25 protein-coding genes are annotated in these 22,568 nt (G+C 37.7%); 8 read left to right on the forward strand and 17 right to left on the reverse strand.

The features are described 5' to 3' along the window. Positions 1-59: 59 nt before the first annotated feature. Together ytrH and ytrI are read left to right on the forward strand one after the other, a co-directional pair. Positions 60-398 (forward strand): sporulation membrane protein YtrH, encoded by a 339-nt coding sequence (ytrH, locus tag LS684_RS16095; protein WP_233807425.1) that lies wholly within the window; start codon positions 60-62, stop codon positions 396-398. Then, the gene (gene ytrI / locus LS684_RS16100) at positions 395-898 is read left to right on the forward strand and encodes a sporulation membrane protein YtrI (RefSeq protein ID WP_233807426.1); all 504 of its coding nucleotides are present in this window, start codon (positions 395-397) and stop codon (positions 896-898) included. Before ytrH ends, ytrI begins: the two co-directional genes overlap by 4 nt. Before the next feature lie 32 nt (positions 899-930). Here the strand turns inward: ytrI and LS684_RS16105 are convergent, their stop codons facing one another. After that, a complete protein-coding gene (locus LS684_RS16105; RefSeq protein ID WP_233807427.1) occupies positions 931-1,866 on the reverse strand; it encodes a DHH family phosphoesterase in 936 nt (311 codons plus the stop codon). A 123-nt stretch (positions 1,867-1,989) separates the two neighbouring features. On the opposite strand from LS684_RS16105, the gene LS684_RS16110 reads away from it, so the two are divergent. Further along, positions 1,990-2,289: a YtpI family protein gene (locus LS684_RS16110; protein WP_233811684.1), complete on the forward strand. Its 300-nt coding sequence runs from the start codon at positions 1,990-1,992 to the stop codon at positions 2,287-2,289. A 197-nt stretch (positions 2,290-2,486) separates the two neighbouring features. Here the strand turns inward: LS684_RS16110 and LS684_RS16115 are convergent, their stop codons facing one another. The 3 genes from LS684_RS16115 to LS684_RS16125 form a co-directional block, all read right to left on the reverse strand. Next, entirely contained in the window at positions 2,487-3,806 is a 1,320-nt protein-coding gene (locus LS684_RS16115) for a CBS domain-containing protein (protein WP_233807428.1), read from the reverse strand. A 176-nt stretch (positions 3,807-3,982) separates the two neighbouring features. Further along, positions 3,983-4,225 carry a hypothetical protein gene (locus tag LS684_RS16120; protein WP_233807430.1) on the reverse strand — a complete coding sequence of 81 codons (243 nt, stop codon included), beginning with the start codon at positions 4,223-4,225 and terminating at the stop codon, positions 3,983-3,985. Between the two features lie 119 nt (positions 4,226-4,344). Further along, entirely contained in the window at positions 4,345-5,025 is a 681-nt protein-coding gene (locus tag LS684_RS16125) for a metal-dependent hydrolase (protein WP_233807432.1), read from the reverse strand. Between the two features lie 213 nt (positions 5,026-5,238). On the opposite strand from LS684_RS16125, the gene LS684_RS16130 reads away from it, so the two are divergent. Then, positions 5,239-6,336 carry a M24 family metallopeptidase gene (locus LS684_RS16130; protein ID WP_233807434.1) on the forward strand — a complete coding sequence of 366 codons (1,098 nt, stop codon included), beginning with the start codon at positions 5,239-5,241 and terminating at the stop codon, positions 6,334-6,336. Positions 6,337-6,727: 391 nt separating this feature from the next. Here LS684_RS16130 and ald read toward each other — a convergent pair whose 3' ends face one another. Further along, positions 6,728-7,846 carry an alanine dehydrogenase gene (gene ald, locus LS684_RS16135; RefSeq protein WP_233807436.1) on the reverse strand — a complete coding sequence of 373 codons (1,119 nt, stop codon included), beginning with the start codon at positions 7,844-7,846 and terminating at the stop codon, positions 6,728-6,730. A 312-nt stretch (positions 7,847-8,158) separates the two neighbouring features. Here ald and LS684_RS16140 point away from each other — a divergent pair, with 312 nt between their 5' ends. Then, positions 8,159-9,487, forward strand: a complete 1,329-nt coding sequence (locus tag LS684_RS16140) for a purine-cytosine permease family protein (RefSeq protein ID WP_233807438.1) — start codon at positions 8,159-8,161, stop codon at positions 9,485-9,487. A 44-nt stretch (positions 9,488-9,531) separates the two neighbouring features. Here the strand turns inward: LS684_RS16140 and LS684_RS16145 are convergent, their stop codons facing one another. After that, positions 9,532-9,696 carry a hypothetical protein gene (locus LS684_RS16145; protein ID WP_233807440.1) on the reverse strand — a complete coding sequence of 55 codons (165 nt, stop codon included), beginning with the start codon at positions 9,694-9,696 and terminating at the stop codon, positions 9,532-9,534. 109 nt (positions 9,697-9,805) lie between these two features. On the opposite strand from LS684_RS16145, the gene LS684_RS16150 reads away from it, so the two are divergent. Continuing rightward, positions 9,806-10,255 carry a universal stress protein gene (locus tag LS684_RS16150; protein WP_233807442.1) on the forward strand — a complete coding sequence of 150 codons (450 nt, stop codon included), beginning with the start codon at positions 9,806-9,808 and terminating at the stop codon, positions 10,253-10,255. Between the two features lie 20 nt (positions 10,256-10,275). Here LS684_RS16150 and argH read toward each other — a convergent pair whose 3' ends face one another. Continuing rightward, positions 10,276-11,673: an argininosuccinate lyase gene (gene argH / locus LS684_RS16155; RefSeq protein ID WP_233807444.1), complete on the reverse strand. Its 1,398-nt coding sequence runs from the start codon at positions 11,671-11,673 to the stop codon at positions 10,276-10,278. Further along, entirely contained in the window at positions 11,670-12,875 is a 1,206-nt protein-coding gene (locus LS684_RS16160) for an argininosuccinate synthase (RefSeq protein WP_233807445.1), read from the reverse strand. Before LS684_RS16160 ends, argH begins: the two co-directional genes overlap by 4 nt. A gap of 209 nt (positions 12,876-13,084) precedes the next feature. On the opposite strand from LS684_RS16160, the gene LS684_RS16165 reads away from it, so the two are divergent. Next, the gene (locus LS684_RS16165) at positions 13,085-13,399 is read left to right on the forward strand and encodes a hypothetical protein (RefSeq protein ID WP_233807446.1); all 315 of its coding nucleotides are present in this window, start codon (positions 13,085-13,087) and stop codon (positions 13,397-13,399) included. A gap of 31 nt (positions 13,400-13,430) precedes the next feature. On the opposite strand, the gene LS684_RS16170 is transcribed toward LS684_RS16165, so the two are convergent. The 9 genes from LS684_RS16170 to sppA all read right to left on the reverse strand — a co-directional run bounded on the left by LS684_RS16170 (position 13,431) and on the right by sppA (position 21,294). Continuing rightward, on the reverse strand, positions 13,431-13,946 hold the full coding sequence (locus LS684_RS16170; protein ID WP_233807447.1) for a MogA/MoaB family molybdenum cofactor biosynthesis protein: 516 nt from the start codon (positions 13,944-13,946) through the stop codon (positions 13,431-13,433). Beyond that, positions 13,943-14,785: an EcsC family protein gene (locus LS684_RS16175; RefSeq protein ID WP_233807448.1), complete on the reverse strand. Its 843-nt coding sequence runs from the start codon at positions 14,783-14,785 to the stop codon at positions 13,943-13,945. Before LS684_RS16175 ends, LS684_RS16170 begins: the two co-directional genes overlap by 4 nt. A 163-nt stretch (positions 14,786-14,948) precedes the next feature. Then, entirely contained in the window at positions 14,949-16,136 is a 1,188-nt protein-coding gene (locus tag LS684_RS16180; protein WP_233807449.1) for an acetate kinase, read from the reverse strand. Between the two features lie 321 nt (positions 16,137-16,457). Continuing rightward, the gene (locus LS684_RS16185; RefSeq protein WP_233811685.1) at positions 16,458-17,444 is read right to left on the reverse strand and encodes a class I SAM-dependent methyltransferase; all 987 of its coding nucleotides are present in this window, start codon (positions 17,442-17,444) and stop codon (positions 16,458-16,460) included. Between the two features lie 173 nt (positions 17,445-17,617). Further along, positions 17,618-18,118, reverse strand: a complete 501-nt coding sequence (gene tpx / locus LS684_RS16190; protein ID WP_233807450.1) for a thiol peroxidase — start codon at positions 18,116-18,118, stop codon at positions 17,618-17,620. Between the two features lie 341 nt (positions 18,119-18,459). Next, positions 18,460-18,933, reverse strand: coding sequence for a GerW family sporulation protein (gene ytfJ, locus LS684_RS16195; protein WP_233807452.1), 474 nt, complete (start codon positions 18,931-18,933; stop codon positions 18,460-18,462). A gap of 15 nt (positions 18,934-18,948) precedes the next feature. After that, complete coding sequence (locus tag LS684_RS16200) at positions 18,949-19,653, reverse strand: DUF2953 domain-containing protein (protein ID WP_349293070.1); 705 nt, start codon at positions 19,651-19,653, stop codon at positions 18,949-18,951. A gap of 73 nt (positions 19,654-19,726) precedes the next feature. Beyond that, positions 19,727-20,116 (reverse strand): RDD family protein, encoded by a 390-nt coding sequence (locus LS684_RS16205; RefSeq protein ID WP_432418831.1) that lies wholly within the window; start codon positions 20,114-20,116, stop codon positions 19,727-19,729. Between the two features lie 164 nt (positions 20,117-20,280). Continuing rightward, a complete protein-coding gene (sppA, locus tag LS684_RS16210) occupies positions 20,281-21,294 on the reverse strand; it encodes a signal peptide peptidase SppA (protein ID WP_233807456.1) in 1,014 nt (337 codons plus the stop codon). Positions 21,295-21,634: 340 nt separating this feature from the next. Between sppA and LS684_RS16215 the strand changes: the two genes are divergently transcribed. Next, positions 21,635-22,435, forward strand: a complete 801-nt coding sequence (locus tag LS684_RS16215) for an NAD kinase (protein ID WP_233807458.1) — start codon at positions 21,635-21,637, stop codon at positions 22,433-22,435. Positions 22,436-22,568 lie beyond the last annotated feature (133 nt).

The following is a 22,568-nucleotide window of genomic DNA, read 5'->3' on the forward strand; positions in this document are numbered from 1 at the left end:
AGAAGTTTGTCCATAAGATGGAATAGAGAGTTTATCTTTAATGTTAGGACGGTTGATATATGAAAGAACAGCCTTTTTTTGCTTCCCTGATTGAAAGCTATTTTATTGCATTAGGTGTCTTAATTGGTGGGTCTATCATCGGAGGGCTTGCTGCATTTTTAACTGGAAAACCACCATTAACAGAAGTTTTTCGAATTTCGAACATGATTCGCATTTGGGCAATTGTAGCAGCCATTGGAGGAACATTCGATACAGTATATAGCTTTGAAAGAGGACTTTTAGATGGGGATACAAAAGGGCTGTTTAAGCAATTCCTCTTAATTGTGGCTGCCTTAGGAGGCGCACAAACCGGGGCTTTGCTTATAAATTGGCTAACACAGGAGCATATATCCTCATGAGAATCCCCCCCTATTACAGACTTCCTTCTTGGCAACGTCTTCTTGCTGGAATGGCGATTGGGGGCTTTATAAGCTGGTTCATTTTTCTGTATATTTTTGGCGTATGGCAGGAGGAATATAGTACCCAAATCAAAAAACAAGAAGAAGAAATTGAAAAACTTAACAATGACAAAAAAATTTGGCAAGAGGAATTCAAAGAGCTAAATAAGAGAAATAAGGAGCAACTCACTGTACAGGAAATAAAGGTAAAAATCATAAACAGTGAAAAATATGACCTGGATACATTAAGCGTCTTTGAAATTGAAGAAGAAGTGAAAGACGATATTAGTGTGATGAATGCAAAAGATATTAATACTGTTTTTAAAAGTAGAGATCTCATTAGAAGAGTAATTGAGAATAAGACCTTTAAAGTGAACGACAAACGGTACAAGCTTGAAGTAAGTGAAATCGTCATATTCACAACGTTATCAATTCAATTAAAAATATCTTTAGCAGATTAGGCGCTCGACACATGGTCAAGCGCCATTCTATCTTAGTCCTGACAAGCTGCGATTAGATCCTGTATCACCGTATCTACTTCATCCCATGAATGAATCGATGCACCTGCAGCTAGTGGATGCCCTCCGCCTCTATACTTGCGAGCAATCCCATTAATTACTGGACCTTTTGAACGTAATCGAACGCGAATTTGATCGTCTTCTTCAATGAAAAACACCCATGCTTTAATGCCAGCAATATGCCCTAAGGCACTAACTAATAAAGAAGCTTCAGAGGGAGAAACACCAAATTCACTAAGCTGCTCTTTCGTGAGCGTTACCTTGGCTACACCGTCATCTTGCATCTCAAACCCTTGAAGCACATACCCATGTAGTTTAACAACATTCATAGGAAGCTCATACATTTGATCAAATAACTCTGTTCTAGAGAAATGATAATGAATTAACTCACCTGCATGAGAGAATGTTTTATCAGAGGTACTTGGATATAAAAATCTTCCAGTGTCCCCTACAATTCCTGCAAATAATAAGCGGGCTGCTTCATCAGACATTTTTAGCCCTTTGTCTTTCCCATACAAGAAAAAATCATAGATCATCTCGCTTACAGAACTTGCCGTTGTATCTACCCAAAGAAGGTCTCCATACGGGTCCTCATTTGGATGATGGTCAATTTTTATCAGCTTTTGGCCTAAATGATAACGCTCATCACAGATTCTCTCTGCGTTTGCCGTATCACATACAATCACAAGCGCCCCTTTATAGGCCTCGTCCTCTATTTGGTCTAACCGACGAAGATAATTTAAAGAAGGCTCCTCTTTGCCAACAGTATAAATTGTTTTTTCTGGAAAGGATGCTTTCAAAATTTCTGCTAACCCTCCCTGTGAGCCATATGCATCTGGGTCTGGCCTAACATGGCGGTGGATAATAATCGTGTCATATTGCTTTATTTCATTTAAGATTTCCTGTCTCATTATCTGCTCCTTCTGATTGGCTTGCATTTGTTAGTAAATTCTTATTGCCAAAGAAACATTTCTAGCATTTCCACCTAATTCCCGTTAAAATGATAGGAGATTGTTTATATGGAGGAAGTTATCATGCCAATCTTTGCTATCTTAATTATATTCTCACTTTCTTTTTATGTCTTTTATAAAGTGAAGTTTTTCCGCTGCAACCGTCCTGTAGAGAAGAAATGGATTTCTGCAAAATCCAGTGTCGCTCTTGGTTCATTTGTCGGATTATTTGGGTTAAACCAATTATTCCTTTATCAAACGACAGTTACCTATATTGTAGCCGCAATATTTATTGTTTTAGGAATCGCGAATATCATAGGTGGAATTCGTGCGTATAAGTACTACCTCCCCCTTGCTATTGACGAGGCAAAACAAGCAAACTAGTCATATATTCGATTGTAAAGAAAGCCGTTTCTTTTATGAAACGGCGTTTTTTTTATGATGCTATTGTGCTTTGTTGATTAAAATGATTATAGAAAACAGCCCTTTTCCATTATCTGTACTGTAAATATCTTAATAGAATGAAGACGAACAATAGGTCCTAAGAAATCTATCGTCTACAGCTAATGAAGACGAATAATTTATTGACGATCAATAAGCTGACACATCATCATTGCTTTTCCTACTAACATTCCTTCGTTAAACACCTCTACATCTACTTTACCAAACTTACGTCCGACTTCAAGGACGCGAGGGCAAATTTCAAGCGTGCTATCAATTTGAACAGGTTTTATAAAGTAAATCGTCATATTCTCGACAACCAAGTCACCTTTTTTATAATCTCGCAGTACTCGATTAGCTGCTTCTGATACGATCGTTGTAAATACTCCATAAGAAATCGTTCCAATATGGTTCGTCATTTGCGGAGTAACTTCACAACGATACACATCTTCGCTCTTTGTCTTTCCTTTCATCAGGACAAGTTGATTCGTTACAATATCATCAAGTGTTTCACCAACCTGTGGTTGACGTTGAATCATTTGTAACGCTTTTAGAACATCCTGCCTACTAATAATCCCCATTAATTTATTGCCTTCATCCACAACAGGGAGTACTTCAATTCCTTCCCATACCATCATATGGGCAGCAGAAGCGACACTTGTCTTTTCCATTACTGTCATTGGGTTCTTTGTCATGATTTTCTCAATCGGCATTTCTGGATCATTCCCCATGACATCCTTTGAAGTAACCATCCCTTGTAGCTTTAAATTATTGTCAACTACAGGAAACCGGCTGTGCAAGGACTCTCTGTTATGCTCATGCCATGTTCCTACGACATCGGTCGTGTTAAGATAAATGGTTTCGCTAAGAGGAGTAAGTATATCCTCTACAAGAACGATTTCTTTCTTAATGAGCTGGTCATAAATTGCCCGGTTTATCATCGTTGCGACTGTAAATGTATCATAACTTGTTGATATAATCGGCATTTGTAGTTCATCTGCAAGCTTCTTTACTTCGTCCTCACTATCAAATCCACCTGTAATTAACACAGCAGCACCAGCCTTTAGTGCTTGTTCGTGTGCTTTCGTTCGATTTCCGACAATTAACAGATTGCCAGCACCTGTATAACGCATCATCGCGTCTAGCTTCATAGCACCGATTACAAATTTATTTAACGTTTTATGTAATCCAGCTCGCCCGCCTAATACTTGTCCATCGACAATATTAACCACTTCAGCAAATGTCAGCTTCTCGATATTTTCCTTCTTTTTTCTCTCAATCCGAATGGTTCCGACACGCTCTATTGTACTTACATACCCTTTATTTTCAGCATCTTTAATCGCGCGATAAGCAGTACCCTCGCTCACATTTAACGCCTTGGCAATTTGTCTAACAGAGATTTTTTCCCCAACAGGTAGACTATCAATATATTCTAATATTTGTTCATGCTTTGTAGCCAAGAACTTCACCCTCTAACTTTGTTCGCTCTTTTCTATTTTTCGAAAATCGCATGCAACATACGATTCAATGAAGGCTGCAAAGAATTTTCTACACAGCCCCTAGAAAAATTTACTTCTTTCTTATTATAAGGTGAAGCTTGACAGGAATTCAATTCGATATCGTACGGAAAAGAAACTTATTGGTAGGATCGAACTTTTTTCCTTGTTTGATTCCTTTTCTGAAGAACTTCCGTTTTCACTTGCTTTGGAGCATAGAGGAGTGCTGACAAATTGCCTGCAATGACGAATAAAGCGAAAAGAAGCCATGTAATCGCAAACATCCCTTCAGCCCCCTCACTAAATATTGAAAGCCTTGGAGCTGCATAATACAGTAGAAGTCCGCATACAAGTAAGCATAGTAAATAGCGATTTTTATTCATTGAACCTTCCCCCTTGTCATCCTATCTATCCATATATATGCGGACACGCTAGAGAAAATTAATGGAATTTGTTGTTCGGTTCAGGCAGAGTGAGGACTATACCTATAGCCAATCTATCCTCACAGCTCGATTCCTTCACCAGGGTCTAACACTTTTCCTTTACCTGACTCAAGAAGCTCTATAAATTGATAGGGATCCTGCTTAATTGGGGGAAATGTATTATAGTGAATTGGCACCACTATTTTAGCATTTAAAAGATTTGCTGCATAAGCTGCATCCTCAGGTCCCATTGTAAAATTATCTCCTATCGGCAGGAAGGCAATATCAATTGGGTGACGTTCGCCTATCAGCTTCATGTCTGAAAACAATCCCGTATCTCCTGCATGATAAATAGTTTTATCATCAATCATTACTAATACTCCTGCAGGCATTCCTAGATAGATGAGTTCTTTGTTTTCCGTCTCATAGCCTGTTCCATGAAACGCTTGCGTTAATTTTACTCGACCAAAATCGAATGAATAGCTCCCTCCAATATGCATAGCGTGAGTATTCAACCCTTGCCAGCTTAAATATGTCGCTAATTCGTAATTTGCAATGACGAGTGAATTGTTTTTCTTTGCCAATTCTACCGTATCACCAATATGATCATCATGGCCGTGAGTAATAATGATTACGTCCGGCTTTACACTGTCTACCTGTAAGTCTGTTAGAGAATTACCAGATATAAACGGATCTATCAAAATTGTATAATCCCTATGTTCAATTTTCACAACTGCATGCCCATGATATGAAACCTTCATTCTCTCATCTCCTATCTTTTTGTTGATTTTTACTGTGGGACGCTTTGAACACCCCTATATATTCTTGAAATATAAATATTGCATTCAAACCTACTTAGTTAAGCGGACAATCATCTATTACCTTTATACCCTTATTTATTGTATTATAAAAGTTTACAATTCTTAACTAAATTGCTAATCTCATTATAGACTCATTATAGGAGGGAACAACAAATGAATCATAAACTCCAAAAGGTATCCCAATGGATGAAGGAAAATGATATTCAGGTAAGCTTTATCACTTCACCTGAGAATGTCTTTTATTTAAGTGGATTTCTTAGTGATCCACATGAGCGTTTACTAGGATTAGCAATATTTCAAGACGAAGAACCGTTCCTCGTTTGTCCAAGCATGGAAGTTCAAGATGCCAAGAATGCTGGCTGGAACTATGAGATTATCGGGTATAGCGATATAGACCAGCCTTGGGAATTGATACATAACTCCATTAACAAACGATTAAGCCACGTTCAAAAAGTTGCTATTGAAAAAGAACATATGAATGTTGAGCGTTATGAAGCCATCACATATTTGTTTAATGGTGCTACTTTCGTGCCAGCTGAAGAAAAGCTAAGAAAGCTTCGTATGGTGAAGGATGAGTATGAATTAAAAACAATCCGCCGAGCATGCGAACTGGCAGATTACGCCATCCAAGTTGGCTGTGAAGAGATTGCTGAAGGGAAAACTGAGCTAGATGTGCTAGCAGCAGTTGAATATGCATTAAAGAAAAAAGGCGTTAATGAAATGTCCTTTTCAACAATGGTATTAACAGGCGCAAATGCCGCTTCTCCACACGGTACACCCGGACTTACAAAAATCAAAAAGGGAGACCTCGTTCTTTTTGACTTAGGTGTAGTTGTTGATGGTTACTGTTCAGATATTACACGAACTGTCGCATTCGGTGACATGGATGATAAGCAGAAAGAAATTTATGACACAGTACTGCAAGCTCAACTAAAGGCGTTAGAAGCATGCAAACCTGGAGTACCTTGTTCAGAAATTGATCTGATTGCTAGAAATCATATTCGCGAAGCTGGGTACGGAGAATATTTCCCTCATCGTCTTGGCCATGGTCTAGGAATTAGCGTTCATGAGTATCCTTCCTTAACGGAAACGAACTCATTATTGCTTGAAGAGGGCATGGTCTTTACGATCGAACCAGGAATTTACGTTCCAAATGTTGCAGGAGTGCGTATAGAAGATGATCTCTATTTAACAAAAGATGGTGTGGAAGTATTAACGAAATTCCCAAAAGAATTACAAACGATTAAATAGTCTTATTTTTTTAAAAAAGGAGCTCGGTAAGGTATTCAACCGAGCTCCTTTTCGTTTCATTGGCTTGGAAAAGTCAAGGGAATGAGGGGGTGAAAAGACGACACCTGCTATTTTTCAGATTTATCACCGATAAATTAAATGTATCAGCGTTTTTTTCATTTATCAGAAAAAATTGCATTATATCAGCGATAATAGTTTAGCTCTATTTTAAATAAAATCCGTCAGTTTTGATCAGAAATCCGCCAGCATAGCCGATATATCCACCGGTTTGCATCAAATATCCGTAACTTTCACACATAAATCTGTATTTCATATCAAAAATCAGCTAACAACAAAAAACTGTAGCCAACCGCTCATTTGAGCAAAGTTAACTACAGTTATAAAATCAAGATTAGTTATTCAAAAGTGTCTTCGCATCTGAATAATCTACATTATGAGCTTCTGCAACAGCTTTGTAAGTTACATATCCTTCTAACGTGTTGATTCCTTTTAATAATGCTTCGTTATCTAAGCATGCTTGCTTGTACCCTTTATTAGCAATTTGCACTGCATAAGGAACCGTTACATTTGTTAAAGCAATAGTAGATGTACGAGGAACAGCTCCTGGCATATTAGCTACCGCATAGTGAACAACACCGTGCTTTTCATATGTTGGGTTATCATGTGTAGTGATACGGTCAGTTGTTTCGAAAATTCCACCTTGGTCAATAGCAATATCAACTACAACTGAACCGGGAGTCATAGAAACAATCATTTCTTCTGTTACAAGCTTTGGTGCTTTTGCTCCAGGAATTAGAACCGCTCCAATAACTAGATCTGAATCTTTAACAGCTTCAGCGATGTTATATGGATTCGACATTAAAGTAGTTACGTCACTTCCAAAAATATCATCTAACTGACGTAGACGATCTGGACTTAAGTCGATGATGGTTACGTTAGCACCTAGACCAATTGCCATCTTCGCAGCATTTGTACCAGCAACTCCCCCACCAATGATCGTGACTTTGCCTCTTTTTACCCCAGGAACACCAGCAAGTAAAATTCCTTTACCACCATGTACCTTTTCTAAGAATTGAGCACCTATTTGCGTAGCCATTCTTCCAGCTACTTCACTCATTGGTGTTAATAGTGGAAGCGTGTGGTTTGGAAGTTGAACCGTTTCATAAGCGATTCCAACCACTTTATTTTCAATAAGAGCTTTTGTTAATTCTGGCTCTGGAGCTAAGTGTAAATAAGTAAATAAAATGAGTCCTTCACGAAAATATTGATACTCTTCTTCCAATGGCTCTTTTACCTTCATAACCATTTCCATTGACCATGCTTCTGCAGCTGTATCAACAATGTTTGCACCTGCGTTTACATAGTCTGCATCGTTAAAGCCAGAACCTACACCAGCATTCTTCTCTATGTATACCTCATGCCCAAAATTAATTAAATTAACTACACCAGCGGGAGTCATTGCGACACGATTTTCATTATTCTTTATCTCTCTAGGTACTCCGATACGCATTTTGCATACCTCCTATAATAATATTTCAAAGCTCTATTCATGCCTAAAATCATCAGTCTTTAAACATAGAATGAACAAAATCTATATTTAAATGAATCAATACAAAAAGGAAAAGCCGTAATAAATATAACACCTTTACAAGTATAGATGAAAGAAAAATATCGAATTCGGCTGAAAGCACTTTCATAATAACAAAACCTGCTCTATGATTTCTACTAAAAATAAATAAAATAAATATTGAAAAAATAACGCCTATAGTATGCCTTTGTCATATAGAATAGATATGTAGTCTAAAAGAGAAAGGAAAGTAATATGACTTCCATAGCAAAGGCTTCATATACAAGCTCCATAACCGTGGAGAGATACGGTTTAGAAGCCGTTCCATCTGAGCTCAAAACAACAAAATGGGTTGATTATTTTATTTTACAAGTAGGTTTCTCCGTCAATTCAGGAAATTTCCTCGTTCCAGCATTAGCTGTGTTATCGGGCGGTCTCTCCTTTTACGCTGCAGTACTCTCAACCGTGCTAGGCGCTGCTGTAGCATTCATATTTGTATCTTTACTAACGAGTCCTGGATCAAAAAATGGGATTCCTGCCCAATATGCCCTTCGAAGTATGTTAGGGATATTTATGGCACGTTATATTGCTTCCCCGGTCCGATCACTCACTTCACTCTATTGGTTTTCTGTTCAAACCATTGGAGGTACCCTTGTTTTAATTGAATTAGCAAAAAAACTGGTAGGTATTCAGATACCTTTTCTCCCGGTTGCCATTTCGCTTGCAACCCTTATGAGTGTATTAGCATTAGTCGGATTTGAAGTAGTAAAAAAAGTCGTCAAGTATTTTATTCCGTTCTTATTTATTGGCCAAGTGGTGTTATTTACCTTATTGATTAAAGAAGCATCCTCAGCGGGAACAACCCAGCTATTCCACCATGACTTTAAGCTATCTTCGTTCTTTTTCTATGCTAGTCTCGCTTTTGTTCAATATATTTCAGGGGTAAGTTCATCAGCGGATATGGCAAGATATGCAAAATCAGTTCGAGGTGCTTTTTGGGGTCTGTACTCAGGAAACACTTTTGGTTTTATCATTACCGCATCATTAGGAGCGTTATCAGCAGCACTACTTGGTGAATGGAATCCATTTGTTGCTGTAAGCTCTTTGACATCTTCCATGTTTACGTTATTTCTTATTTTGCTCTGTTCAATGGTGTCGATGATTTCAATAAACTTAAATAATGCGTATACAGGAGGATTTAGCTTATTAAACATCTTACCGTCTATTGGACGTGTAAAAAGCTCCATTTTCTTTGGAATAACCGCCATTACATTAAGCTGCTTTCCAACCATTGTAGACCAGGCGAAAAGCTATATATCGCTACTCGGAACATTAATCATTCCGATTTCTGCAGTAATCGTAGCAGATTTTCTATTTGTGAAAAAGTTGAATTTAGATGAGCGTCATATGGAGGATATTATTCAAAATAAATACAAATGGAATCAGGTTGGTTTCACTGCTCTGTGTTTTGGTGCTAGTATCTATTCGGTCTTGCCAGATCCGCTATCACCTGGCTTCTTTTCCTTTATAGTGACGCTGGGAATGTACCTAGCGCTTGTTCGTTTATCAAAATTCATAAAATGACTAGAGGAGACTCCTTCTTTTAGGAGCCTCCTCCAATCAGTTGATTAATCGATTTGACCTTCTGTTGGCTCCTCTACATTCTGATATTGACCATTTTGTTGATCAATCACCCCACTGTTATAGGCATTCATGATTTGCTGACTAACTTCACTTTCACCTGATTGGTCATACTCATAGTGAGACTGCCCTTTTGGCTCTTTCTTTTTCACTTTCGATCAACTCCTTTTTAGTTTTTACCACCTTCTTAATTTTTCGAAATTCTGTTACAGATATTCACGATATTAAAATGTATAATATAGGTAAAGGAGGAGATATAACATGGGACTCACTTATCAGAACATTTTGGTAGCTGTAGATGGTTCGAAGGAAGCTGAATGGGCATTTAAGAAGGCAATTGAAATCGCTAAGAGAAATCATGCTAAGCTTGTGTTAGCTCATATTATTGATACTCGTACTTTCGCGACAGTGGAAGCGTATGACCGTACAATAGCTGAAAGAGCTAACCGATTTGCCGAAGAGCTGATGGAAAACTATAAGAAGCAAGCAGAAGAAGCAGGCGTTACAGAAGTAAAATATGATATTGATTACGGATCTCCAAAAGTAAAGGTGCCTAAGGATATCGCCATTAAACATGATATCGACTTAATTATCTGCGGGGCAACAGGCTTAAACGCAGTTGAACGCTTCTTTATTGGAAGTGTTTCTGAGCACATTACTCGTTATGCTCCTTGTGACGTATTAGTCGTTCGCACTGAAAAAGATGAATAATTAGCAAAGAAGCACGCTATTTATAGCGTGCTTTTCACTATATCCTTACCTAACAGAAGCTTTGCTTTCTTAATGGCGAGCTCGACTTGTTCAAAGCCCGTTCCACCAGCGCTCGTACGCCTTTTCACAGCTGTCCGTGGGTCTAGATACTTATATATATCTTCTTCAAACTTTTCATTCGCTTTTTTATATTCTTCTAAGCTTAAATCCATTAGATAGCAACGATGTTGAATGCATTTAAGGACAAGCTTCCCAACCACTTCATGTGCTTCTCGAAATGGAACTCCTTTACTGGATAAATAATCTGCCAGTTCTGTTGCATTGGAGAAATCTTGTTTGGTTGAATTTTCCATACGCTCTTGATTTACCTTCATCGATTCAATCATACCAGCAAATATTTTCACAGATCCTGTCACCGTCTTCACTGTATCGAACATGCCCTCTTTGTCTTCTTGCATATCTTTATTGTAGGCTAATGGCAATCCCTTTAGAACGGTTAATAGACCCATTAAGTTTCCATACACTCGTCCTGTTTTCCCTCTAATTAGCTCTGCCATATCAGGATTTTTTTTCTGAGGCATGATACTACTGCCTGTCGCATAGCAATCATCTAGCTCAATAAATTGAAATTCATGACTAGACCAAAGGATAATTTCCTCACTCAGTCTGGATAAATGCATCATCAAGATAGAACTGCCAGATAGAAACTCAAGAATAAAATCACGATCGCTAACTGCATCCATACTATTTTCATAGATTCCCTCAAATCCTAAAAGATCCGCAGTTAATGAGCGATCAATCGGAAAAGTAGTTCCAGCTAAAGCACCTGAACCTAAAGGGGAAAGGTTAATTCTTTTTAAGCTTTCTATAAACCTTTGTTTATCTCTTTCTAGCATCCAAAAATAAGCCATAAAATGATGGGCAAAAGAGATCGGCTGTGCTCTTTGCAAATGTGTATATCCTGGCATAATGGTTTCAATATTCTGTTCTGCTTTCTTGAGAATCGCCGTTTGTAATTCCTCTATTAGTAGAATGATTTCCTTCACATGGGTGCGTAAATATAGATGCATATCTGTTGCCACTTGATCATTTCGGCTACGGCCTGTATGAAGCTTCCCACCAACTGGACCAATTAATTCCGTTAGCTTGCTTTCTAAATTCAAATGGATATCTTCGAGCTTTACCGAAAAAGAGAGTTCATCGTTGGTCGCCTTCTTCTTTAGTATTTCTAGACCTTCTAGAATCCTTTGCGCCTCTTCCTCGCTAATTATTTGGCACTTGCCAAGCATATCTACGTGTGCAACACTTCCCTGCAAATCCTCAAGAACTAACTCTTGATCAAATGAGATAGATGCTCCAAATTCATCTACCCATTCTTCTGATGTTTTTGTAAAACGTCCGCTCCAAAGCTTATTCACACATTCACCTTCTTATTTTGAACCATGCTATGAACCTTTGTCGGTAGTCCCCATAATTGAATAAACCCAATTGCAGCCGAGTGATCGAATTCATCCTCTGATGTATAGGTGGCTAGTTTTTCGTCATATAAAGAATTTGGAGATTTTCTTCCTTCAACAATGGCATGACCTTTAAATAGCTTCACTCTTACAGTCCCAGTTACATGCTTTTGAGTTTCACTTAGAAATGCAGTAAGAGCAAGTTTCAATGGAGAGAACCAAAGACCTTCATAGATCAGTTCAGTTAATTTCTTCTCAATGACTGGTTTAAAATGAGCAACCTCTTTTACAAGTGTAATATCTTCTAATTCTTTATGTGCCTTAATTAATGTGATCGCACCAGGACACTCGTATACCTCGCGAGATTTTATTCCAACTAGTCTGTTTTCAACGTGATCAATTCGGCCAACCCCATGCTTTCCAGCCGTTTCATTCAGCTTTAAAATCAGATTTGATAATGAGTAAGACTGACCATCTAGCTTTACAGGAACCCCTTCCTTAAATTCAATTTCAACAACATCTGGTGTGTCTGGTGCCTTTTCAATACTCACTGTTAAATCATATGCTTCTTCAGGTGGTGCCGCCCAAGGGTCCTCTAGCACACCACATTCATTGCTGCGTCCCCATAAATTTTGATCAATTGAAAACGGACTATCTACATTGATAGGAATCGGAATCCCTTTTTCTTTCGCATATTGTATTTCCTCTTCACGTGACCAGCTCCATTCCCGTACAGGAGCTAACACTTGAAGCCCAGGATTTAAGGCTTGGATAGATACTTCGAAACGCACCTGGTCATTCCCTTTCCCTGTACAACCATGTGCAACGGCAATGGCTCCTACCTTCTCAGCTACTTCTACAAGTTTTTGAGCGATTAAGGGACGAGATAATGCAGATACAAGGGGATATTTCCCTTCATATAGCGCATGAGCCTGCATAGCTAATCGTGCATAATCTTGAGCAAACTCCTCTTTTGCATCAATTACAATTGATTCAGCAGCTCCGACTAGTAACGCTTTTTGTTGAATAAATTCCAGATCTTTTCCCTCTCCTACATCTAAGCAACAAGCTACTACTGAGTAACCTTGCTCCTGTAGCCATTTAATTGCAACTGATGTATCTAATCCACCAGAGTATGCCAATACAACCTTTTGATTATCCATTTGAACTCCTCCAATATATCTGAATAAAAATACAATACATAGTTTTTTTATACAATTATCACTTTACCAATTCAATTAAAATTTTTCAATACTTATTAACAAAAATGTATAAAAATAAATTATTGTTTAATGACAGTATTTTACTTTCAATAGCAGCATTATATAGGATATAGTAGAATGAGAGTAATATGGCATTTGGGGGCAGAAGCATGGAGGAACATTTCTCAATTGATACTAGACTAGGAATACCTATCCCCGACTTAAAAAAAGAATGGGATGAATATTCTAAATATACTCAGCAAGCCATTCTCCTTTATTGGGAAAAAGTACGGGGGAAAATTCCTGATCGAATTACAGACCTTGAAGAAGTCATTAATCAAAAGCAGGCTCAGCTATCTGACGAAAGTGATTTCGCTCGTTCATGTCAACTAAATAGTGAAATTGCGGACCTCGCTTCAATCATTAATGACCTTTGGTTATGGTATCGTTCCAATCAAGAAATGGCAGGGAAGATGCACAATTAAAAAACTCGCTCATTAGCGAGTTTTTTATATATTATGGCAAGTCTTTTCTTAATTCTCTGACTACATGGCCGATTTCTGGTAAGATAAGCTTGTTCATAGCTAGTTTAACAGCCCCTGTTGAGCCTGGGGTACAGAAGACAGCTTTGTTATTTATCACACCCGCTATCGCTCTCGATAAAATTGCAGCAGAGCCAATATCCTCTTGATAGCTCAGAAACCGAAAGAGTTCTCCGAATCCACTCATTTCCTTTTGAAATATTTCCCTTGCAGTTTCTATTGTCACATCTCTTAAAGCAATCCCTGTCCCACCATTTGTAAGAATCACATCAATAGCTGGATCTTCGCTTCCTTTTATTATTTCATGACGAATAGGCTCTTTGTCATCTTTTACAATGACATAGTCCGATACGATATGTCCTGCTTCTTGAAGTAATTCAATCATCATTTTCCCACTTTTATCTGTGTCTTGATTCCTTGTATCGCTAACGGTAATAATCTTACAATGTATTACTCGTGGTGAGGCTTTCTTGTGTTCAATTGTACTCACGAATGTTCACCTTTCTTCTCTAATAAATATCGATACTGATAATAATTATGAGTAAAATTTGTTACTTTCTTTGTTAGTTGGTAGTTAGAACCAGCACCTACAGCCATGCTAAATAGCGGGATCCCTTGTATTGATTTTCTTTTAAGAAGCACTATTACCATTGCTTTAAAAAGTTGTTTTATTGGCTGTTCTAACCAGGTTATGTCTGTTAGATCTTCGTTCCCTTCATAAAAATACCGTTCGTTTGTATCCTTTAGCTCTTCCATTAGCTCATTCCATCCGATTGCCTGCATGCGTGATGGCATCGTAGCGCAATGAAATACCTTTAAGGATGTCATCATTTCGAAGGGGGTGTTTACTTCAAAGCCGTAAGTCATGGCAATTAATTGAACAACACGTAAATTAATAACAGCCATCGCAGGAATATCTGAACCGATTAATAAGGCTTCACCGGTTCCAGCCATTCCACCTTGTGCAAATGAATATAAACGATGACGTGCAATTTGTTGCTGTGCGATATATTGTAATTGCTCAATGGATAAAGAACCTAAATTTTCAATTTCTTCAATTTCTGGATTGAAGACTCTACCTGCGGTTATAATCCGATCTTTTGCATCCATTTGTAGCTGTGAACCTTGAATTAAGGCATGAAGGTAAAACAACCAATTATCTAGAACAGAAAAAAACTGTTGCTGCGTTTCTTCAGGTAAAAGTGAAAAGGAACGATCTAGATATTTATCGAAGGTCAACTGTAAATCATTCGGTTCGTAATCGTAGAGATGATTTTCCCACTCTTTCAATTTCAGAAATGCACTTTTTTCACGCTCAGTTAATGGCATTGTAGAAATCCTCCTGCTTCGTCTTCATTTACTTTCAGTATAGCACATACACATTGCCAAATCTTGCATAGAGGAAAAGGATGCTGTAGAAGGAATGAACTAGCAACAAAAAAAGGGATCAGAAAAAATCTTCTGAATCCCTTTTTTATATGAACTACATTTATTATTTTGTTAAACGTACGATATCTCTTGCAATCATGACTTCTTCATTTGTTGGAATAATCATAACCTTAACTGGTGAGTGTGGGTGGCTAATAAATGCTTCCTCTCCGCGCACTTTATTTAATGAAGGATCCCAGTATACGCCCATGAACTCTAAGCCTTTTAATACACGCTCACGAATGACGTCACTGTTTTCACCAATTCCAGCTGTGAAGATAATCGCATCAACCCCGAACATACGAGATGCATAAGAACCGATATACTTATGAATACGATTAGCAAATACCTCTAAAGCTAGCTCAGCTCTCTCATTTCCCTCTTCTGCCTGTACCTCAATGTCACGAAGGTCACTTGAGAAGCCAGACACACCTAGCATTCCACTTTTCTTATTAAGAACGTCTAATACTTCATCTGCACTCTTATCTGTTTTTTCCATAATAAATGGAATAAGTGCTGGATCAATGTTCCCAGAGCGAGTCCCCATTGTAACTCCTGCAAGCGGTGTAAAGCCCATTGATGTATCAATAGACTTTCCGCCTTCGATTGCAGCAATACTTGCTCCATTTCCTAAGTGGCAAGAAATCAGACGAAGCTGCTCTAATGGGCGACCAAGCATTTCTGCTGCACGTTCTGAAACATACTTATGGGATGTTCCATGGAAACCATATTTACGAATTCCATACTTCTCATAATATTCATAAGGTAAGCTATATAGAAACGAGCTTTCTGGCATTGTTTGATGAAACGCTGTGTCAAATACAGCAACTGCTGGAACATTTGGCATGATTTCTTGGAAAGCCTTAATCCCTGTAATATTAGCTGGGTTATGCAATGGAGCAAGTTCTGATAACTCATCAATTTTTTCAATTACCTCATCCGTAATGACGATCGAATCATTGAAAGCTTCTCCGCCATGAACGACACGGTGACCAACTCCTTCAATTTCATCAAAAGACTTGATAACCCCTAGGCTAATTAGCTTATCTAATAGCATTTTCACTGCTACTGAATGGTTTGGGATATTTGAAATTTCTTTAATTTTTTCACCATTAAAGGAAATGTTGAAAACTGAATCTTCCAATCCAATTCGCTCAATTAGCCCCTTTGTAATAACATCTTCACTTGGCATTTCGAATAATTGGAATTTCAATGATGAACTACCCGCATTGATTGCGATCATTTTTGCCATAATGTGTTCCGCTCCTTTTTATGTAATCTGCTTATTCATTTCAGATACCAACTAATATATTAAAAACGCTCATAATGGTTGTTGTAGCATGACATAACATTATTTTGTACAACCGCCATCAATTCTATCTCTCAATTCCCCATTTAATCACTGAATACATCAATTATCAAGACGCATCTTATAATGATATCGCTTTCAGCTTAAATTAAATATTTTCCGATTTTTCAGTTTCTATTCATTTTTCACAAGAACGCCTTCTTCATAAAAAAAGTGCTTGGATGAAATCACCCAAACACACTCTTCTATAAATAATATATCCGATTATTTTTTATTCTCTGAGATCCAGTTATCAATTTTCATAAGAATTTTTTCAAGTTCTACCGCTTTGGACAAACTAGGTAATTCAGCTAAGAGTACTTGCTTTGGCGGAACTACATTTTTTCCTTTTTTCTGAATGATGAAAATGCTTTTTGCTGTACTACTATTTTTAAACATTGTGAGTGGTAATTGCAATAAGCCTTGGATAACTGCATGATTTTTCAAATATTCATTTAGTTTGGGAGCTTCAGTACTTTCGAATAACCCATTCGGTACCATCAAAAATAAATACCCCCCATCACGCACATGTCGCATGCTTTGTTCAATAAATAAGTGATGAGCATAAGAGTGACCTTCGTCTGCTTTCATTTCATAATCTGCAGCTCTTAGATCATTTGGATAATACCCCACTGGCAAATCACTTACCACGACATCAACAGGCTCAATAAACAAAGGCTCTAAGCTATCCTGATTATAAAACTGAATGGGATGCTCTTGAAGATTTGCATTAATATAAGCGAGCTTAATCAGCAGATCATCCACCTCTGAGCCTATTGCTTCAACACGTTTATTCTCTTGCTGGTTTAAAACAGTAGTCAGTAAATTCCCTGTCCCTACAGCTGGGTCCAGCAACCGATAATGATCAGCAGGAACAAATTTATTAACTAAATAACCAATTAACATCCCCACAGAATCTGGAGTCATTTGATGATTTGGTTGTGTATGCTCCTTCATCCCTTTCAAAATCGCCAGCTGAAAAGCTTTACGAATTTGTTCTTTCGTATGGTGGGTTAATTGATTTGCCTCATAGCTTTTTTTTAGTCGCCTTACGGTCAGTTCACTAAGTTCCTTTTGCAGAATTGATTGCTGAAAGATGTTTTCACCAGTTTCTGCTAAAGCCTCTAAATATGTACACCCAAGTTCTTCCTGTAAAAGAACTGCTGTTTCATTAAAAACTGTAAATAAATCCTCGACCGGAGAGATATTCACCATTATTTTCCTCCCGAACATTATTCTATTTTCCTATTGTAACGAGGTTTGTTCACATGCACAAGTAATAGGTATGGGGAAACACAAAGAACACAAAAAGGAGGAGACGATTTGAGGAGACATTCGACTAGAAAAGAGGCCACAGCATATAGCCAGGCCCCGTTAATTTTTATTTATTTCGCTTGCTGAATGGCTTCAATTGCCGCTTCATAGTTTGGATGATCAGTTGCTTCACTAACATATTCCACATATGTTACTTGATCATTCGAGTCTACAACGAATACTGCGCGAGCTAATAGACGAAGTTCTTTAATTGCAACTCCATAAGCTTCACCAAATGAAAGGTCGCGATGATCTGATAAAGTTTGAACTTGTTCGATTCCTGCAGCTGCACACCAGCGCTTTTGTGCAAATGGTAAATCTACACTTACTGTTAGAATTTTCACATTGTCTAACTTAGCAGCTTCTTCATTAAAACGTCGTGTTTGTGCATCACATACACCTGTATCAATAGATGGTACTACACTAATTAAGCGTACGCTTCCTTTTGAGTCAGCAAGTGTTACTTGAGATAAATCGTTTGCTAGTACGGTAAAATCAGGAGCATGGTCTCCAACCTTTACCTCTTTTCCAAGTAAAGTAACAGGGTTTCCTTTAAACGTAATTGATGCCATCTGAACTTCCTCCTTTAACCTTATATGTACAGTGTAATCTTATCTTTTCAGAATCTTTTTTGCAATTATTTACTACTTTTTAAACTGAACTATTAAATTAAATTTGCTAGTCTGTACGGAATTTGGCTATAAAAAGCGCAAAGTGCCTTAATCAGGCTAGGACAAGTTTGACAGGTTAGAATAGAAGGCATTCTTTACCCCTATTCTAAATGGGCTTATGACCACGAAGGGTAGCAGCAGGAGGTCGAAGCGCTTATCAACAATTGATAAATTTCATTCCCTCTTATGAAGCAAGAAAAAAGCTAACTTCCTATAGATGAAAGTTAACTTGTTCTTGCCTATTAAATATCTAGGTCTTGCTTTGGGCCATTGTATTCTTCTGCTTTTTTCTGATCACTTGGTTGGGATTTTTCTTCATTTTTCTTTGAAAACATTTGCTGAATTTTATCTACTGCTTGTGGAGCTAAGTCTAGTAGCTTTTCATATAAGTGAGTGCTTTCATCTAAGTGGATCATTTTCACACCTTGCGAATTCACAATTAGAAAAGCGATTGGTGTAATGGATACTCCACCACCACTACCTCCTCCAAAAGGATGTTTAGAGCTTTGATTTTGCTGCTCTCCAGATGAATGTCCGCTGTCTGTGACAAACTCACTTCCACCTGCGGCGAATCCGAACCCAACCTTTGAAACGGTTAATATGACACTCCCATCTGGAGTTTCAACAGGATCACCAATAATTGTATTTACATCAATCATTTCCTTCAGACTTTCCATCGCAGTTGTCATTAAACCTTGTATTGGATGATCAGACATGTTGTTCTTCCTCCTCTATAGAGATTTTGTTTTGCTATTAGATAATTGGGAAAGCGGTTGTGACTTAAATTTAGGACGACCACCTTTCCAAAATTTAACTAACTTAATTCCTGCTAACATAGCATGCCCGATTCGAAATTGAATCATACATGTTAATCTCGTTTGCGAGATTGGAAGCTGAAAGTGTGGAGTAATTGAAAGCTTTGGACTTTTTTTCAGTTTCATATAGTGACTTAGAGCACCAATTATAGATCCCTTAACCGCCCAAAATGCCCCTGTTAGCATTCCCGTATATGCAGCATCTCCTATCCCTATGACACTATGCCATTCAAGTTCTGTAATTTGTACCTTTCCTAAAAAAGATCGAATAATCCGATGTAACCCGATTACATGCTTGAGTAATTGGTTCATATCACTAAAACTCTTTAATAATTCTTCAGGGGTGAACTTTTTAGTATCCTTCTTTTTCGTTGTGCCCTCTGTACCAGCCTCTGTCTCCGTTTCTTCTTTCACAACTATACTTGGAGAATCCTCATCTACTTTAATCACGGGCACATCTATTTTATATCGAATCAACCCAAACCAAATCTTAAAAACAATATGTAAATGGTCATTATCTTGGCCATGAAAGTAATCAACCGAAATTTTCAATTTCGATAGGACTAAGATGAATAGTAATACTAGTAAAACAATTCCTACGACAAGGAGCCATTTCATCATTCGTTCACACCCTTCAGCCCCTCATTATCGACAAAAACACAAAAAAATAAACCCGCCAATGGCGGGTTTGCTGTTATTTTTCATGAACAACCGTTGTATCTGTAAACAGATCATGCAATCCTTGTTTCTTTGGCAAAAAACCAACGATGATATAACCAACGACAACAGTTGCTGATATGAATCTTCCAATCCACTCTCTAAAGAGGACGGTTCCCCATGAGAGTTGATCTCCTTTTAAATGAACTACTTTTAAACCAAACACCATTTTTCCTAATGTTTGCCCCATGAACTTTGTCATTAGCACAAAGTAACCATAGAAAGTAATAGCAGTAGCAATCGAGATTGGTGCAAAGAAATCAGTTTCAAATAAAGGAATATCAAGTGCCCTGAAAATTGGATTAATAATTAATCGGTCGATACTACCAATGACAATCAAATCTACTAAATATGCCCAAAAACGCATCCAAAATCCTGCAAATCTCAAAGGAACAACAGGTTCTTCCTTTTCTTCGATTGGTTCAGAAGGTGTGAGCACATGTTCATGAATTTCTTGTGTTTCAATCGTTCCTTGCTGTTCATTCTGATCATGTTGCAAAGAATCATTTGTATTCATTTAAGTGCACCTCCTTATTCAGCATATAGATACATTAAGCGTGGTGAGTTTGGCTGAGACAATAGCTTCATCATACCCGCCATTTCAAAATCTTTCCCCATCATGATTTTTTGAGCCCCCATGCTAAAGAGTGAACCAAATCCGTAATTTTCGGAATAGCTAACCACTTGGGCTCCCTTAAGGTCATGATCCTTCTTCATTTGACTAGTCACGTCATCTAAATAGCCAAATCCGTCTATTAAATTTAATTCCTTTGCTTGACGACCATCATATATTCTACCATCAGCAATCTTTCTTACTTGGTCTGCCGGAATATTCCTACCTTCAGATATTACCTTTACAAATCCCTCATATGAGTTATTAATCATTGATTGTAAAATATTTCGTTCCTCTTCAGTCATCTCGCGAGTAGGACTCATAATATCCTTATATGGGCCACTTTTGATTGTGTTAAATTTAACACCATATTTTTCAGCAAGCTCGGCATAATTATAACCTTGCATAATAACACCTAAAGAGCCTGTAAGTGTTTCTGGACTAGCAAACACCTTGTCTGCTGGTGCGGATATATAATAACCTCCAGAAGCCGCCATCGAACCCATTGAAATGTAAACTGGCTTCTTCGCTTCCTTTTGTATTTCGATAATCTTGTCATGAATTTCAGCGCTTTCAACAACACCTCCACCTGGTGTATTTACCCGAATGACAATTCCTTTTACCGCGTCATCCTCTTTGACATACTCCAAATTCTCCATAAATAGTTTATGATTATAGCCAGCACTCTCGAAGAATGAGCCAACGTCTCCTGAATCTTGAATCACACCATTCACTTCAAGTACAGCAATTTTCTTTAGATTGCTTCCTTCTTCAATTACTTCTTCCATAAACATTTCGTCACCTACATCAAGCATGTCAGTAAATGTCGACTCCATATCATTAAACATGAAAGAAGTCGCGAAATTCATAATGATTGAACAAACAAATAATCCTGCAGCAATTCCAAGTGCTGCCCAGCGTTTACCATTCATTGTGTAATCCTCCTTTTTCTAGTCCCTCTTTTAATACGGTCGAACTTTTAAAATGTTTCATAAACATGTAGAATAATTAATAAGGGGCACATCCGTGACGCTCTATCAATCCTTGGACTATATAACACCTCTCTACTTAGAAACCGTTAAACGTGACCAAAAATGGGCTATTCAAATGGGTGTTTTCGCAATGTTTAAAATGCTAGGTACATTCCTCATTATTAAACTTCAATTATTTCTTAAAGAAAACACCTTAAACCCACTACAACATTTTAGCAAATTATCAAGTATTTAGGGAAATCTATTGAAGGGCTAAAAAAATCGTTTGGAGGAATCGTATATGGCTACTCGTAAAAACTTGTACTTCTTTCATAAAAAAGATCAGGAAATGCTAGAAAAGGTTGCACCACTATATGAACTTGCAAAGTCGAACGACTTTTCCATTGTTACAGATTATAAAAAAGCAAATATCATCGTCAGTATCGGAGATGATGGAACTTTTCTTCAAGCTGTACGTAAAACAGGCTTTAGAGACGATTCCTTATATTGCGGTATCTCTATAACAGGTAATTTAAATATGTATTGTGATTTTCACTTAGATGATGTAAATAAAATGATTCAAGCAATGCTGACTGAAAATATTGAGGTTCGCCGCTATCCTACGATTGAGGTGACAATTGATGACCAAGTCTCCTTTAAGTGTTTAAATGAGTTTAGCATCCGTTCCAATATTATTAAGACATTTGTGATGGACGTTCAGATTGATGATACATTGTTTGAAACATTTAGAGGGGACGGAATGATTGTATCTACGCCAACCGGCAGTACTGCATACAATAAATCGGTTCGCGGAGCTGTTGTTGATCCAATGCTTCCATGTATGCAGGTTTCAGAGCTTGCTTCATTAAATAACAATTCCTATCGTACACTTGGTACATCGTTTATTTTAAGTGGTGAACGTCAATTAACGTTACATGTCATAGCAGATGGAAATGATTATCCAACAATGGGAATGGACAATGAAGCACTTAGTATTCAGCATGTAAGTAAGGTTAACATCAAGCTTAGTGCTGGTAAAATCAAAACGGTTAAACTAAAAGATAATGCCTTTTGGGATAAGGTAAAGAGAACTTTTTTATAGATTCCAATTGATTTTTTAAAAAAACTAGGCTTTATTTATATACATTGTTGCTTTTGAACTAGGGCAACTTTCCGTACCAGGATACTCGCTTGCCGCGGGCAGGGCGGTGAGCCTCCTCGTCTCCGCCTGCGGG

This window comes from Cytobacillus spongiae (assembly GCF_021390075.1).

What these genes read in the sequence shown, in the direction of transcription:
- LS684_RS16105 (WP_233807427.1), bottom strand. Translation starts at nt 1,866, where the DNA reads ATGAGACAGGAAATCTTAAATGAAATAAAGCAATATGACACGATTATT.
- LS684_RS16140 (WP_233807438.1), top strand. Translation starts at nt 8,159, where the DNA reads ATGACTTCCATAGCAAAGGCTTCATATACAAGCTCCATAACCGTGGAG.
- LS684_RS16110 (WP_233811684.1), top strand. Translation starts at nt 1,990, where the DNA reads ATGCCAATCTTTGCTATCTTAATTATATTCTCACTTTCTTTTTATGTC.
- LS684_RS16175 (WP_233807448.1), bottom strand. Translation starts at nt 14,785, where the DNA reads ATGCCATTAACTGAGCGTGAAAAAAGTGCATTTCTGAAATTGAAAGAG.
- LS684_RS16120 (WP_233807430.1), bottom strand. Translation starts at nt 4,225, where the DNA reads ATGAATAAAAATCGCTATTTACTATGCTTACTTGTATGCGGACTTCTA.
- tpx (WP_233807450.1), bottom strand. Translation starts at nt 18,118, where the DNA reads ATGGCATCAATTACGTTTAAAGGAAACCCTGTTACTTTACTTGGAAAA.
- ytrI (WP_233807426.1), top strand. Translation starts at nt 395, where the DNA reads ATGAGAATCCCCCCCTATTACAGACTTCCTTCTTGGCAACGTCTTCTT.
- LS684_RS16215 (WP_233807458.1), top strand. Translation starts at nt 21,635, where the DNA reads ATGGCTACTCGTAAAAACTTGTACTTCTTTCATAAAAAAGATCAGGAA.
- LS684_RS16160 (WP_233807445.1), bottom strand. Translation starts at nt 12,875, where the DNA reads ATGGATAATCAAAAGGTTGTATTGGCATACTCTGGTGGATTAGATACA.
- LS684_RS16180 (WP_233807449.1), bottom strand. Translation starts at nt 16,136, where the DNA reads ATGGCAAAAATGATCGCAATCAATGCGGGTAGTTCATCATTGAAATTC.
- LS684_RS16165 (WP_233807446.1), top strand. Translation starts at nt 13,085, where the DNA reads ATGGAGGAACATTTCTCAATTGATACTAGACTAGGAATACCTATCCCC.
- LS684_RS16200 (WP_349293070.1), bottom strand. Translation starts at nt 19,653, where the DNA reads ATGATGAAATGGCTCCTTGTCGTAGGAATTGTTTTACTAGTATTACTA.
- LS684_RS16205 (WP_432418831.1), bottom strand. Translation starts at nt 20,116, where the DNA reads ATGCGTTTTTGGGCATATTTAGTAGATTTGATTGTCATTGGTAGTATC.
- LS684_RS16130 (WP_233807434.1), top strand. Translation starts at nt 5,239, where the DNA reads ATGAATCATAAACTCCAAAAGGTATCCCAATGGATGAAGGAAAATGAT.
- sppA (WP_233807456.1), bottom strand. Translation starts at nt 21,294, where the DNA reads ATGAATGGTAAACGCTGGGCAGCACTTGGAATTGCTGCAGGATTATTT.
- ald (WP_233807436.1), bottom strand. Translation starts at nt 7,846, where the DNA reads ATGCGTATCGGAGTACCTAGAGAGATAAAGAATAATGAAAATCGTGTC.
- LS684_RS16150 (WP_233807442.1), top strand. Translation starts at nt 9,806, where the DNA reads ATGGGACTCACTTATCAGAACATTTTGGTAGCTGTAGATGGTTCGAAG.
- ytrH (WP_233807425.1), top strand. Translation starts at nt 60, where the DNA reads ATGAAAGAACAGCCTTTTTTTGCTTCCCTGATTGAAAGCTATTTTATT.
- ytfJ (WP_233807452.1), bottom strand. Translation starts at nt 18,933, where the DNA reads ATGTCTGATCATCCAATACAAGGTTTAATGACAACTGCGATGGAAAGT.
- LS684_RS16125 (WP_233807432.1), bottom strand. Translation starts at nt 5,025, where the DNA reads ATGAAGGTTTCATATCATGGGCATGCAGTTGTGAAAATTGAACATAGG.